General features: G+C 69.1%; 12 protein-coding genes. 6 read left to right on the top strand and 6 right to left on the bottom strand.

The window, feature by feature from the left end:
• Positions 1–184: 184 nt before the first annotated feature.
• The 3 genes from AC0682_RS30650 to AC0682_RS30660 form a co-directional block, all read right to left on the bottom strand.
• Positions 185–1,453: an MFS transporter gene (locus AC0682_RS30650; protein WP_254812116.1), complete on the bottom strand. Its 1,269-nt coding sequence runs from the start codon at positions 1,451–1,453 to the stop codon at positions 185–187.
• Positions 1,454–1,579: 126 nt separating this feature from the next.
• A complete protein-coding gene (locus AC0682_RS30655; RefSeq protein ID WP_254812115.1) occupies positions 1,580–2,662 on the bottom strand; it encodes an inositol-3-phosphate synthase in 1,083 nt (360 codons plus the stop codon).
• A gap of 59 nt (positions 2,663–2,721) precedes the next feature.
• Positions 2,722–3,405 (bottom strand): PadR family transcriptional regulator, encoded by a 684-nt coding sequence (locus tag AC0682_RS30660; protein WP_254812114.1) that lies wholly within the window; start codon positions 3,403–3,405, stop codon positions 2,722–2,724.
• 403 nt (positions 3,406–3,808) lie between these two features.
• On the opposite strand from AC0682_RS30660, the gene AC0682_RS30665 reads away from it, so the two are divergent.
• Complete coding sequence (locus tag AC0682_RS30665) at positions 3,809–6,532, top strand: transglycosylase domain-containing protein (RefSeq protein ID WP_478536467.1); 2,724 nt, start codon at positions 3,809–3,811, stop codon at positions 6,530–6,532.
• Positions 6,533–6,704: 172 nt separating this feature from the next.
• The gene (locus tag AC0682_RS30670) at positions 6,705–8,210 is read left to right on the top strand and encodes a glycosyltransferase family 87 protein (protein WP_478536468.1); all 1,506 of its coding nucleotides are present in this window, start codon (positions 6,705–6,707) and stop codon (positions 8,208–8,210) included.
• 14 nt (positions 8,211–8,224) lie between these two features.
• Here the strand turns inward: AC0682_RS30670 and AC0682_RS30675 are convergent, their stop codons facing one another.
• The 3 genes from AC0682_RS30675 to AC0682_RS30685 form a co-directional block, all read right to left on the bottom strand.
• Positions 8,225–9,256 (bottom strand): alanine racemase, encoded by a 1,032-nt coding sequence (locus AC0682_RS30675; RefSeq protein WP_018489852.1) that lies wholly within the window; start codon positions 9,254–9,256, stop codon positions 8,225–8,227.
• 79 nt (positions 9,257–9,335) lie between these two features.
• Positions 9,336–10,454, bottom strand: a complete 1,119-nt coding sequence (locus AC0682_RS30680; RefSeq protein WP_028415799.1) for a lipid II:glycine glycyltransferase FemX — start codon at positions 10,452–10,454, stop codon at positions 9,336–9,338.
• Positions 10,455–10,616: 162 nt separating this feature from the next.
• Entirely contained in the window at positions 10,617–10,958 is a 342-nt protein-coding gene (locus AC0682_RS30685; RefSeq protein WP_254812111.1) for a hypothetical protein, read from the bottom strand.
• A 358-nt stretch (positions 10,959–11,316) separates the two neighbouring features.
• Between AC0682_RS30685 and rpsF the strand changes: the two genes are divergently transcribed.
• The 4 genes from rpsF (at position 11,317) to rplI (ending at position 13,028) form a co-directional block, all read left to right on the top strand.
• A complete protein-coding gene (gene rpsF, locus AC0682_RS30690) occupies positions 11,317–11,607 on the top strand; it encodes a 30S ribosomal protein S6 (RefSeq protein ID WP_030115097.1) in 291 nt (96 codons plus the stop codon).
• A gap of 73 nt (positions 11,608–11,680) precedes the next feature.
• The gene (locus AC0682_RS30695; protein ID WP_254812110.1) at positions 11,681–12,283 is read left to right on the top strand and encodes a single-stranded DNA-binding protein; all 603 of its coding nucleotides are present in this window, start codon (positions 11,681–11,683) and stop codon (positions 12,281–12,283) included.
• Between the two features lie 43 nt (positions 12,284–12,326).
• Positions 12,327–12,563 (top strand): 30S ribosomal protein S18, encoded by a 237-nt coding sequence (gene rpsR, locus AC0682_RS30700; protein WP_003967857.1) that lies wholly within the window; start codon positions 12,327–12,329, stop codon positions 12,561–12,563.
• Positions 12,564–12,581: 18 nt separating this feature from the next.
• Positions 12,582–13,028 carry a 50S ribosomal protein L9 gene (gene rplI / locus AC0682_RS30705; protein ID WP_019767192.1) on the top strand — a complete coding sequence of 149 codons (447 nt, stop codon included), beginning with the start codon at positions 12,582–12,584 and terminating at the stop codon, positions 13,026–13,028.
• Positions 13,029–13,121: the final 93 nt, after the last annotated feature.

Genomic DNA, 13,121 nt, shown 5'->3' on the forward strand with positions numbered 1-13,121 from the left:
AAACCGCCGGGTGTCACAGGGCCCGAGAAACGATACGGAGGCGTTTTGGGGGGAGGGGGGGTGGGGGGGGGGGGGGGGGGGGGGGGGGGGGGGGCGTTGCCGCCGCCCCCCCCCCCCCCCCCCGAGTCCGTCGAGGGGCGTCGTTTCACGTGAAACAACGCCCCTCGACGCATCAGGGGCCTGCTCAGCCGCCGCTGCCGGCGTGCCGCCAGCGGGACATCGCCACCGCGACAGCGGCGTACAGCACGGCCGCCCCCACGATCACGGCGGTGGACCGTCCGTCGGGCGGGAGTATCAGCGCCGCCACCCCCGCCGCGCTCACGAAGGCGACGTTGAAGAGCACGTCGTAGAGGGAGAAGACCCGGCCGCGGAAGGAGTCGTCCACCGAGGTCTGGACGACCGTGTCCGTCGCGATCTTCGAGCCCTGGGTCACGACACCGAGCACGAAGGCGGCGACCAGCATCGGTACAGGGGTGAAGGAGAGGCCCAGCGCCGGTACCAGTACGCCCGCGGATCCGGCGCAGACCACGATCCAGCCGTACCGTCCGAACCGGCCCGCGGCCCACGGGGTCACCACGGCGGCGGTGAAGAAGCCCGCGCCGGAGGCCCCGACGGCCAGGCCGAGGAGTGCCAGTCCGTCGGACTCGTCGTCCGACCAGGCGTACCGGCAGAGCATGAGCACGGTCACGGTGAGCGCGCCGTAGCAGAAGCGGAGCACCGTCATGGCGGCCAGCGCCCGGGCCGCGTGGGCTCGCTCTCTCAGGTGGCGCAGTCCGGCGACGAGCCCGCGGGCCGTGATGGCCAGTGCGGCCCGCAGTCGCAGGGGCGTGCCGTCGGGGTCGGGCCCCAGCAGCGTCCGGGGCAGGCTCAGCGACGCCAGCGCGGAGAGCAGATAGAGCATGGCTCCCAGCAGCACGACCGCCGCGTCGGAGTCGGCGGCCACCAATCGTACGGCGAAGGCGAGACCGCCTCCGGCGGTGGCCGCGAGGGTACCGGCCGTCGGGGAGAGCGAGTTGGCGATGACGAGCCGCTCCTCGTCGACCACCCGGGGGAGCGCGGCGGAGAGCCCCGCGAGGACGAAGCGGTTGACGGCGGTGACGCAGAGGGCCGAGGCGTAGAAGAGCCAGTCCGGCACGGCGGCGAGGATCAGCAGGGCCGTGCAGGAGGCGAGACAGGCCCGCAGGAGGTTCCCGTACAGGAAGACCTGGCGGCGTGGCCAGCGGTCCAGCAGGACGCCGGCGAAGGGGCCGATCAGTGAGTACGGCAGGAGGAGCACCGCCATGGCCGAGGCGATGGCGGCTGCCGAGGTCTGCCTCTCCGGGGAGAAGACGACGTACGCGGCGAGGGCGACCTGGTAGACGCCGTCGGCGCACTGGGAAAGGAGGCGCACGGTGAGCAGGCGGCGGAAGTTCCGCAGGCGCAGCAGGGTGCCCAGATCACGCGCGACAGACATGGGAGCAAGCGTCACACACGTCGGGGGTCCGCGGGCGGATTGCCCGGGGACCCCCGACGTGCGGCAGGAGGAGGTGAGCGTCGCCGCTCAGCTCTCCGGTGGAACGGTCAGGCGGTGGGAGCCGGTTCAGCGCTCGGTCTCGCCCTTGATGAACTTCTCGACGTTCTCGCGGGCCTCGTCGTCGAAGTACTGGACGGGCGGGCTCTTCATGAAGTAGCTGCTTGCGGAGAGGATGGGACCGCCGATGCCGCGGTCCTTGGCGATCTTCGCCGCACGGACGGCGTCGATGATGACACCGGCCGAGTTCGGGGAGTCCCACACCTCGAGCTTGTACTCCAGGTTCAGCGGAACGTCACCGAAGGCACGGCCCTCAAGGCGCACGTACGCCCACTTGCGGTCGTCCAGCCAGGCCACGTAGTCCGAGGGGCCGATGTGGACGTTGTCGTCGCCCAGCTCTCGGTCACGGATCTGCGAGGTGACGGCCTGCGTCTTCGAGATCTTCTTGGACTCCAGGCGCTCACGCTCGAGCATGTTCTTGAAGTCCATGTTGCCGCCGACGTTCAGCTGCATCGTGCGGTCCAGGATGACGCCCCGGTCCTCGAAGAGCTTCGCCATCACGCGGTGCGTGATGGTGGCGCCCACCTGGGACTTGATGTCGTCGCCGACGATCGGGACACCGGCCTCGGTGAACTTGTCCGCCCACTCCTTGGTGCCGGCGATGAAGACCGGGAGAGCGTTGACGAAGGCGACCTTGGCGTCGATGGCGCACTGCGCGTAGAACTTCGCGGCGACCTCGGAACCGACGGGCAGGTAGCAGACGAGGACGTCGACCTGCTGGTCCTTGAGGACCTGGACGACGTCGACCGGGGCGTCCGCGGACTCCTCGATCGTCTCGCGGTAGTACTTGCCCAGACCGTCGTGGGTGTGGCCGCGCTGGACGGTGACGCCCGTGTTCGGCACGTCCGCGATCTTGATGGTGTTGTTCTCGCTGGCGCCGATGGCGTCCGCGAGGTCGAGGCCGACCTTCTTCGCGTCGACGTCGAAGGCGGCGACGAACTCGACGTCGCGGACGTGGTAATCGCCGAACTGGACGTGCATCAGACCGGGCACCTTGCCGGCCGGATCGGCGTCCTTGTAGTACTCGACGCCCTGCACCAGCGAGGCGGCGCAGTTGCCCACGCCTACGATGGCTACGCGAACCGAACCCATTCCGGTTGCTCCCTGTGTTATCGGTGTTTCCGATGAAGTCGCCGCGGAACGCGGTGACTTCACTTGGTGGTGTCGTCGGACGGATCCGGCGGGGTGTCACCCCGGCGCCGGGGCAGGCCGCCCGTCTCTCCTGATGTGTCCTGCTGAGCAGAGCCATCGGGCGAGGACCGTCTCCGGTCCCGTCCCGACCGCTCGCTCTCGATGAGCTCGTTCAGCCAGCGCACTTCGCGCTCCACGGACTCCATGCCGTGCCGCTGCAGCTCAAGTGTGTAGTCGTCGAGTCGTTCACGTGTGCGGGCGAGGGAGGCGCGCATCTTCTCCAGCCGCTCCTCCAGCCTGCTGCGCCGCCCTTCGAGGACCCGCATCCGCACCTCGCGTTCGGTCTGGCCGAAGAACGCGAAGCGGGCCGCGAAGTGCTCGTCCTCCCAGGCGTCCGGACCGGTGTGCGAGAGCAGCTCCTCGAAGTGCTCCTTACCTTCCGCCGTCAGCCGGTAGACGATCTTGGCCCGGCGCCCTGAGAGCGAGGACGCCGGGGCGCTGTCCGCCTGGTCACCGGCGGGCTCCTCGATCAACCAGCCGTTGGACACCAGTGTCTTGAGGCAGGGATAGAGCGTCCCGTAGCTGAACGCGCGGAAGATGCCCAGCGAGGTGTTGAGGCGTTTGCGCAGCTCGTAGCCGTGCATCGGAGATTCGCGGAGCAGCCCGAGGACGGCGAACTCGAGGATGCCGGAGCGTCGGCTCACGGGCGTCTCCTCCTTCTGCCGCCGATTCCGCGAGGACCCGCTGCCGGACCCACTGACGTGCTTATGCCGCACTGATGTATCGACTCGATACATCAGCACGATAGATCGCGTTCACGGGATCGACAAGGATGACCTTCGTGAGCGGCGTCACATCGCCGATTCGTGGGAAGCGACTTGCGTCGTTTGGGGTGAAGTTCGGCCCTAGGCGGGTTTTGACCGTGCGTAGTCTGTGCGGCATGCAGACCACCGGGAACCGCGAGGCGCCGTTGCGCGTCAGTCATCGAGGACTGCCGGGCGGGCTGTGGATGGATGAGCCTTCCGCAGGGCTGGTCCGTAATTCGGGGGGACCGGATCTCAACTGCCGCTTCCAGGCGCTCTCGCCTGCCCGAGGAGTAGTCGTTCCATGAGCGAGCACCGTCGCAAATCGTCTCAGCCGCAGGGTGGCGGACGGGCCGCGGCCAGACGAGCCGCCCAGCAGTCCACAGGACGCCGGGCGGCTCCGTCACGCAGAGGTACGTCCGTGTCACCTTCCGAGGCGCCGTCCGGGGCGCACGGCGGGGAGCGCCCGTACGGGAGCCGCGCGGAGGCCCGTCGTGCGGCTCAGCGCGGCGGCGGCCGGCGCCGGGGCGGCGGCGATGCCGGCCCTCCTGGCAAGAAGAGGCTGATCGACTACCCGCGGTACGGCAAGTACGGATTCCGTCGCTGGCTGCCCTCGTGGAAGCTGGTCTCGGGCCTCTGCGTCGGTTTCCTCGGCCTGCTCATGGGCGTGGCGGGCGTCTCGTACGCCCTGGTGAGCAAGCCGAGCATCCAGGACGCGGCCAAGGCGCAGAACAACGTCTACTACTGGGCCAACGGCGAGCAGATGGTGGCGACCGGCGGTGTGGTCAACCGCCAGGAGATCAGCTACGAGCAGATCCCGGAGGCGATGCGCAACGCCGTGGTCTCGGCCGAGAACAAGAGCTTCTGGACCGACCGGGGCATCGACCCCAAGGGCATCGGCCGGGCCGTGTTCAACATGGCCACGGGTGGTCAGACCCAGGGCGGTTCGACCATCACCCAGCAGTACGTGAAGAACTCCCGGCTCAACCAGGACCAGACGTTCACGCGTAAGTTCAAGGAACTCTTCATCACCCTCAAGGTGGCCGGTGAGGAGGACAAGCGGGACGTCATGGCCGGCTACCTGAACGTCTCGTACTACGGACGCGGCGCCTCCGGTCTGCAGGCCGCGGCCCGTACGTATTACGACAAGGACGCCACGGACCTGGACCCGAGCGAGTGCGCCTTCCTGGCGACGCTGCTCAAGGGGGCCAGCTACTACGACCCGGCCGGCGCCGTCGAGATCGACAAGAACGCGACCCCTGAGGCCAACACCGAGCGCGCCAAGAAGCGCTGGAAGTGGATCCTTGACGAGCAGGTCAAGGACGGCGGGATGACGGCGGCCGAGCGGGCGAAGTACACCGAGTTCCCGATGCCCAAGCCGCCGAAGAAGAACGCGAAGCTGGGCGGTCAGACCGGCTACCTGGTGGAGCTGGCGCGCAAGTACTTCCTCGCCAACAACACCGAGAACATCACCGCCAAGGACATGGAGCTCGGGGGCTTCGAGATCCACACCACCTTCGACAAGAAGAAGGTCGACCAGCTCGCCGCCGCGGTGGACAAGGTCTACAAGGCCAAGATCCGCCCGGAGGAGCGTCCGAAGACGGACACCCACGTGGAGTTCGGCGGGGCCTCGGTGGACGCCCAGACGGGCGCCATCCTCGCCACGTACGGCGGTCAGGACGCCACGAAGCACTTCACCAACAACGCCGACGCGACCGGCGCCCAGGTCGGCTCGACCTGGAAGCCCTTCGTCCTGGCGGCGGCGATGCAGTACGGCGCCCGCGACCCGAAGCTCGGCCCTGACCAGAGCGAGTCCCAGCGCACCATCGTCTCGCCGGACAGCGTCTACAACGGCGACAACAAACTGCGGATCAGGAACTACAACGGCGAGGTCTGGAAGAACGAGAACGACGAGGAGTGGCTCCAGACCAACGACGGTCAGCAGGACTACGGCGACATCGACCTGCGGTACGCCATGGAGAAGTCGGCCAACTCCCCCTTCGTGCAGCTCGGTATGGACGTCGGGACGGACAAGGTCAAGGAAGCCGCCATCGCCGCCGGCCTGAAGGACGACGACATGATGGCGGACTCCACCGTTCCGTCCTTCTCCATCGGTACCTCCTCGCCCAGCGCCATCCGGATGGCGGGCGCCTACGCCACCTTCGCCACGAGCGGCCAGCAGAACCCCACCTACTCGGTCACCGAGGTGAAGCAGAAGGGCAAGCCGGTCTTCCAGCACAAGAAGCAGTCCAAGCGCGCCTTCTCCCCGCTCATCGCGGACAACATCACGGACGTGCTGAAGAACGTGGTGGAGAAGGGCACCGGACAGCCCGCGCGGCTCGAAGGGCGCGAGGCGGCCGGCAAGACGGGTACGACGGACGGCAACAAGTCCGCCTGGTTCGTCGGCTACACCCCCCAGATCTCGACGGCGATCAGCATGTTCCGGCTGGACGACGACGAGACCAACAAGGACCGCAAGTTCGAGGAGATGTTCGGCACCGGCGGCGAGAAGAAGATTCACGGAAACTCGTTCCCGGCGTCCATCTGGCACGACTACATGACCGCGGCGATGAAGGGGAAGAAGGTCGTCACGTTCCCCGAGCCGCAGCCCATCGGTGAGACGGTCTGGGGCGGTGGCGCGGCGAGCCCGTCCCCGACACCCAGCCCGACGCCGTCCCCGTCGGCCTCCAGCGAGGAGCCGGAGCCGCCGACGCCGTCCCCGACGCCCACCACCCCGACGCCCACGCCGAGCAAGAGCTGCGACGTCTGGGACTGGGACTGCAACAACCCCAACGGCGGCGGTGCGAACGCCGGGCCCAACGGCGGAGCCAACGCGGGAGCGGACGGCGGCGGTACGAACGGCGGTACGAACGGCGGAGCCGACGGCGGTGCGAACGCGGGAGCGGACGGTGGCGCCACCACCGGCACCACCGAAGGCAGCACCGAAGGTGTCGCCAACGGCGGCAACGGCGGCAACGGCGGCAACGGTGCCAATGGCGGGAACGGCGGCTGGTGGACCGGCGGATAGCCGCAGCGCAACAGGGGCCGTGACAGGCCCCGGACGCCCAAAGGACGAGGGCCGCCGCACCCGGAAGGGCTCGTGGCGGCCCTCGTCGTTCCCCGGCCGCGCCGGGCCCGCCAGGCCGTGTCCTGGGCCCGGTCCGCCCCCGGCCACAGCCCCGTACGGCAGGATGTGCGGCATGCCAAGCCCCAGTGCAGAGGACACGAGCGTGCAGCAGCAGGAGCGGCCCGTCGTGCGGCCCACCGATCAGGACGAGGTCGCGGCGGCCGGCAGTGAGCTGTTCGGCGGGCGGGTGGGGCGCTGGGCGCGGCTCGGCGAGGGCCCCCTGACGCCCGTACGTGTCGTCGCCCTGACCATGATCGGGATGTTCGCCCTCGGCATGGTCCAGAAGATCCCCTGCTACGAGTGGGCCTGGTTCCGAGGAGCCACCTCGCAGTACACGCACGCCTGCTACTCCGACATCCCGCACCTCTTCCTGGGGCGCGGCTTCGCCGACGGTCTGATCCCGTACTTCGACCGGCTGAGCGGCGACATGCAGTACCTGGAGTACCCCGTACTGACCGGGGTGTTCATGCAGATCGCCTCATGGCTGACGCTGACCCCGGACAGCGATCCGATCCAGCAGCGCGAGCAGATGTACTGGATGGTCAACGCGGGCATGCTGATGATCTGCGCGGTGATCATCGCAGTGTGCACCGCACGGACGCACCGGCGGCGCCCCTGGGACGGCCTGCTGGTCGCGCTGGCCCCCGCCTTCGCCCTCACCGCCACCATCAACTGGGACCTCCTGGCCGTCGCGCTGACGGCCGCGGCGATGCTCATGTGGTCCCGGAGCCGCGTGCTCGCGTTCGGCATCCTCATCGGCCTCGCGACGGCCGCAAAGCTCTACCCCGTCCTGCTGCTCGGCCCGCTCCTTGTGCTCTGCTGGCGGGCGGGGCGGTGGCGCGAGTACGGCACGGCGCTGCTCGGCGCGGCGGCGGCCTGGCTGGTGGTCAACCTGCCGGTGATGCTCTACGCCCCCGAGGGATGGCGGAAGTTCTACACCTTCAGCCAGGAGCGGCCCATCGACTTCGGCTCGTTCTGGCTGATCATCACCCAGCGCACCGGCAAGCCCATCGACGTCGAGACGGTCAACACCGCCTCCGTGGTCCTGATGGTGGTCTTCTGCGCGGGCATCGCGGGACTGGCGCTCACCGCCGCGCGCCGACCGCGCTTCGCCCAGCTGGCGTTCCTGGTGGTGGCCGCGTTCATCCTGACGAACAAGGTCTACTCACCGCAGTACGTGCTCTGGCTGATCCCGCTCGCCGTGCTGGCCCGCCCGCGCTGGCGCGACTTCCTCATCTGGCAGGCCTGCGAGGTCATGTACTTCCTGGGGATCTGGTTCTACCTCGCGTACACCAGCGGCGGCGACAAGCACCAGGGGCTGCCGCAGGAGGGGTACCAGCTCGCGATCGCCCTGCACCTGCTGGGCACGCTCTACCTGTGCGCCCTGGTCGTCCGGGACATCCTGCTGCCTGAGAAGGACCCCGTGCGCCGGGACGGGTCGGACGACCCCTCGGGCGGGGTGCTCGACGGGTCGCCGGACGCGTTCGTGCCGGCACCCGGCGCCGGGGCATCCGGGCAGCATCAGGCCCGGACGGCCACGGAGACCCGGGTGGAGTGGGGCGCGGCCCGGGAGCGCTGACCCGGGCGGCTTCCTCAGCGGTCGACGAGCCGGTCGTACTGCGTGGTCGTGTGGCGCAGATGGGCGACCAGCTCGTCACCGACCCGGGGCTCCTGCGCGTCCGAGGGCACGAACAGGATCGACACCTGCATGTGCGGCGGCTCGGCGAACCACCGCTGCTTGCCCGCCCAGACGAACGGCGACAGGTTGCGGTTGACCGTGGCCAGCCCCGCGCGCGCGACGCCCTTGGCCCGTGGCATCACGCCGTGCAGCGCCTTGGGCGCCTCCAGGCCGACCCCGTGCGACGTACCGCCCGCGACGACGACCAGCCAGCCGTCGGACGCGGCCTTCTGCTGGCGGTAGCCGAACCGGTCGCCCTTGACGACGGGCGTGACGTCCAGGACGGCGCCCCGGTACTCGGTGGCCTCGTGGTCACCCAGCCAGAGCCGGGTGCCGATCCGGGCGCGGAAGCGGGTCTGCGGGAACTGCTGCTGGAGCCGGGCCAGCTCCTCGGCGCGCAGATGGCTGACGAACATGGTGTGCAGGGGCAGCCGGGCGGCGCGCAGCCGGTCCATCCACCCTATGACCTCCTCGACGGCGTCCGAGCCGTCGGTGCGGTCCAGCGGAAGGTGCAGCGCGAAGCCTTCGAGCCGTACGTCCTCGATGGCCGCGTGCAGCAGCCCCAGCTCCTCCTCCTTGACGCCGTGGCGCTTCATCGAGCTCATGCACTCGATGACGACCCGGGCGCCCACCAGAGCGTGCACCCCGTCGACGGAGGAGACGGACCGGATGACCCGGTCCGGCAGCGGGACGGGTTCCTCGCCCCGGCGGAACGGGGTCAGGACGAGCAGGTCGCCGCTGAACCAGTCCTTGATCGTGGCGGCCTCGTAGGTGGTGCCGACGGCCAGGGTGTCCGCGCCGAAGCGGATCGTCTCGTCGGCGAGCCGCTCGTGGCCGAAGCCGTACCCGTTGCCCTTGCAGACCGGTACGAGCCCGGGGAACTGGTCGATCACGGACTTCTGGTGCGCCCGCCAGCGCGCGGTGTCGACGTAGAGGGAGAGCGCCATGGCCGGCCCGGAACCTTTCTGGTGGCTGCGGTGAATCAGAGGACGAACGGGGTTGTACGGGGAGGGGTGCCGAAGTGGGTCAGCGGCGCGACATGTAGATGTCGAGCGCCTTGTGGAGCAGCTTGTTGAGCGGGAAGTCCCACTCGCCGACGTACTCCACGGCCTCGCCGCCGGTGCCGACCTTGAACTGGATCAGGCCGAAGAGGTGGTCGTTCTCGTCCAGCGAGTCGCTGATGCCGCGCAGGTCGTAGACGGTGGCGCCCATCGCGTAGCTGTCCCGGAGCATCCGCCACTGCATGGCGTTGGACGGCCGGACCTCGCGCCCGATGTTGTCGGAGGCGCCGTAGGAGTACCAGACGTGCCCGCCGACGACGAGCATGGTGGCGGCGGAGAGGTTCACGCCGTTGTGCCGGGCGAAGTAGAGCCGCATCCGGTTGGGGTCCTCGGAGTTGAGGACCGTCCACATGCGCTGGAAGTACGAGAGCGGGCGCGGCCGGAAGTGGTCGCGGACGGCCGTGATCTCGTAGAGCCGCTGCCACTCGGCCAGGTCCTCGTAGCTGCCCTGGACCACCTCGACACCGGCCTTGTCGGCCTTCTTGATGTTGCGGCGCCACAACTGGTTGAAGCCCTTGAGGACGTCCTCCAGGGAGCGGTTGGCCAGCGGCACCTGGAAGACGTAGCGGGGCTGTACGTCACCGAACCCGGCGCCGCCGTCCTCGCCCTGCTGCCAGCCCATCTTCCGCAGCCGGTCCGCCACCTCGAAGGCGCGCGGCTCGATATGGGTGGCCTCGACGTCGCGCAGCCGCTTCACGTCCGGGTCCTGGATGCCGGACTTGATGGCCGCCGAGTCCCAGCGGCGGATGACCACCGGCGGACCCATCTTCACGGAGAAGGCGCCCTGCTGCTTGAGGTGGGCGAGCATCGGCTGGAGCCAGTCGTCCAGGTTGGGCGCGTACCAGTTGATGACCGGGCCCTCGGGGAGGTACGCCAGATAGCGCTTGATCTTGGGCAGCTGGCGGTAGAGGACGAGGCCCGCACCGACCATCTCGCCGCTCTTGTCGAACCAGCCCAGGTTCTCCGAGCGCCACTCGGTCTTCACATCAGCCCACGCCGGGACCTGGCAGTGACTGGCCGAGGGCAGGCTCTGGATGTACGCCAGATGCTGCTCTCGGCTGATGGTCCTCAGGGTCAGGCTCATGCGGGGCGCTCCTCGGCAGGTGTGTCCCCATGGGTCAGGGGCTCCGGCTCTCGCGCCGAAGCCTACTGTGACCGAGGGGTACCCGGCCTGGCCGCGTAGGGCCGGATCACACCCGGCGGACCGGGGCGACCGCGTGAGCGGCCGCGCCGGACGGTGCGCCGCTCAGGTGATGACGCCGCCGAAGAGGCCGCCGTGCGCCATCCCGAGGTAGAAGCCCACCGCGGAGGCGCCGAGCCCCACGATCAGACCGAACCTCTCCCAGGTGGTCTTCGAGATGTACTGGCCGTAGAGGCCGGTCAGGATGCCGACCAGCCCCGCCCAGGAGCTGATCAGGTGCAGGTGGTGGAACATCGCCGTCACGAAGGCGAGGATGCCGAGGACCCCGGTCACCACCATCAGGACGTCCTGGACGGGGTGCGGCCTGCCGTCCGTCGCGAAGAGCGAGCCGGTGGCGGGGCGGCCGGTCGTGGACCGGGAGCCGGCGGGTCGAATGGTCTGTGCCATGGAGCACCTCCTGGCCGGGCGGGCGGTGGAATGTAGCGCCTCTCACACCGCATCTGTCTCCGATTGTGCCCCCGGGGCCCCGGATCTGCCCTCCGGGCCCGGCCCGACCTGCCCCGAGGACCGGACCGCGGATGCCCGCTGACCTCCGGATTTCAACCGGAAGCCGGTCTACGGGTAGTCTGTACGGTCTGCACCGGTGTCTGCCCAGGCCGGCACGGCGAACCCCCTCCTCCGGAAGCATCCCGGGGGCGGGCTGTCAGTGCCGGGTGTTCTCCTCGGGGACACCGTTGCTCACGCATCACGACCCTCCTGCCACGGAACGACCGTGGCCGCTGAGTCCAAAGGAGGTGGGTTCCACATGCGTCACTACGAGGTGATGGTCATCCTCGACCCCGATCTCGAGGAGCGCGCAGTCTCCCCGCTGATCGAGAACTTCCTCTCCGTCGTCCGTGAGGGCAACGGAAAGGTGGAGAAGGTCGACACCTGGGGCCGTCGTCGGCTCGCTTACGAGATCAAGAAGAAGCCCGAGGGCATCTACTCGGTCATCGACCTGCAGGCCGAGCCTGCGGTCGTCAAGGAGCTCGACCGCCAGATGAACCTGAACGAGTCGGTCCTCCGGACCAAGGTCCTCCGTCCCGAGGCCCACTGAGCCTTCGGCTCAGCGGTTTTCGGGTCCGAGTAGCAGCAAGCAGCCAGAAGCAATCCCGCCGAGAGGTTTACCCATGGCAGGCGAGACCGTCATCACGGTCGTCGGCAATCTCGTCGACGACCCCGAGCTGCGCTTCACCCCGTCCGGTGCGGCGGTCGCGAAGTTCCGTGTCGCGTCCACTCCCCGCATCTTCGACCGGCAGACCAACGAGTGGAAGGACGGCGAAGGCCTGTTCCTCACCTGCTCGGTCTGGCGTCAGGCGGCGGAGAACGTCGCGGAATCGCTCCAGCGAGGCATGCGCGTCGTCGTGCAGGGCCGGCTGAAGCAGCGGTCCTACGAGGACCGTGAGGGCGTCAAGCGCACGGTCTACGAGCTGGATGTCGAGGAAGTCGGCCCCAGCCTCAAGAACGCCACGGCCAAGGTCACCAAGACCACCGGTCGCGGCGGTCAGGGTGGCCAGGGCGGATACGGCGGCGGTGGCCAGCAGGGCGGCGGCAACTGGGGCGGCGGTCCCGGTGGCGGTGGCCAGCAGGGTGGCGGCGGTGCTCCCGCCGACGACCCGTGGGCGACCGGTGCGCCTTCCGGCGGCCAGCAGGGTGGCGGAGGCGGCTGGGGCGGAAGCCCCGGCGGCTCCGGCGGCTCCGGCGGCGGCTACTCGGACGAGCCCCCCTTCTAGGGCGGGCTCGTACCCCACTTCTTGATCACACAGGAGAAACACCATGGCGAAGCCGCCTGTGCGCAAGCCTAAGAAGAAGGTCTGCGCGTTCTGCAAGGACAAGACCCAGTACGTGGACTACAAGGACACGAACATGCTGCGGAAGTTCATTTCCGACCGCGGCAAGATCCGTGCCCGCCGCGTCACCGGCAACTGCACGCAGCACCAGCGTGACGTCGCCACGGCAGTCAAGAACAGCCGTGAGATGGCGCTGCTGCCCTACACGTCCACCGCGCGATAAGGGAAGGGTGACAACAGCATGAAGATCATCCTCACCCACGAGGTCTCCGGCCTCGGCACCGCCGGCGACGTCGTCGACGTCAAGGACGGGTACGCCCGTAACTACCTGGTTCCGCGTGGCTTCGCCATCCGCTGGACCAAGGGCGGCGAGAAGGACGTGGCGCAGATCCGCCGCGCCCGCAAGATCCACGAGATCGCGACGATCGAGCAGGCCAACGAGGTCAAGGCCAAGCTCGAGGCCGTCAAGGTCCGTCTGGCCGTTCGCTCCGGCGACGCCGGCCGGCTCTTCGGCTCGGTCACCCCGGCCGACATCGCTTCGGCGATCAAGGCCGCCGGTGGCCCCGAGGTCGACAAGCGGCGCGTCGAGCTCGGTGCGCCGATCAAGACGCTCGGCGGGCACCAGGTGTCCGTCCGTCTGCACCCCGAGGTCGCAGCGAAGCTCGGCGTCGAGGTCGTCGCTGCCTAAGGGCAGGACTCAGCAGAGCAGGTGAAGGGGGGGAGCCCCCAAGGGGGGGGGCCTTCCCCCTCCTCTTTTGTTTCCTTCCGGTGCACCGGATGG

This window comes from Streptomyces sp. NPDC043746 (genome assembly GCF_056436485.1).

Bases quoted from the DNA above. Each gene is read 5' to 3' on its own strand.
- AC0682_RS30685 (WP_254812111.1), bottom strand. From the start codon at position 10,958: ATGGCACAGACCATTCGACCCGCCGGCTCCCGGTCCACGACCGGCCGC.
- AC0682_RS30695 (WP_254812110.1), top strand. From the start codon at position 11,681: ATGGCAGGCGAGACCGTCATCACGGTCGTCGGCAATCTCGTCGACGAC.
- AC0682_RS30680 (WP_028415799.1), bottom strand. From the start codon at position 10,454: ATGAGCCTGACCCTGAGGACCATCAGCCGAGAGCAGCATCTGGCGTAC.
- rpsR (WP_003967857.1), top strand. From the start codon at position 12,327: ATGGCGAAGCCGCCTGTGCGCAAGCCTAAGAAGAAGGTCTGCGCGTTC.
- rplI (WP_019767192.1), top strand. From the start codon at position 12,582: ATGAAGATCATCCTCACCCACGAGGTCTCCGGCCTCGGCACCGCCGGC.
- AC0682_RS30665 (WP_478536467.1), top strand. From the start codon at position 3,809: ATGAGCGAGCACCGTCGCAAATCGTCTCAGCCGCAGGGTGGCGGACGG.
- AC0682_RS30670 (WP_478536468.1), top strand. From the start codon at position 6,705: ATGCCAAGCCCCAGTGCAGAGGACACGAGCGTGCAGCAGCAGGAGCGG.
- AC0682_RS30675 (WP_018489852.1), bottom strand. From the start codon at position 9,256: ATGGCGCTCTCCCTCTACGTCGACACCGCGCGCTGGCGGGCGCACCAG.
- rpsF (WP_030115097.1), top strand. From the start codon at position 11,317: ATGCGTCACTACGAGGTGATGGTCATCCTCGACCCCGATCTCGAGGAG.
- AC0682_RS30655 (WP_254812115.1), bottom strand. From the start codon at position 2,662: ATGGGTTCGGTTCGCGTAGCCATCGTAGGCGTGGGCAACTGCGCCGCC.
- AC0682_RS30650 (WP_254812116.1), bottom strand. From the start codon at position 1,453: ATGTCTGTCGCGCGTGATCTGGGCACCCTGCTGCGCCTGCGGAACTTC.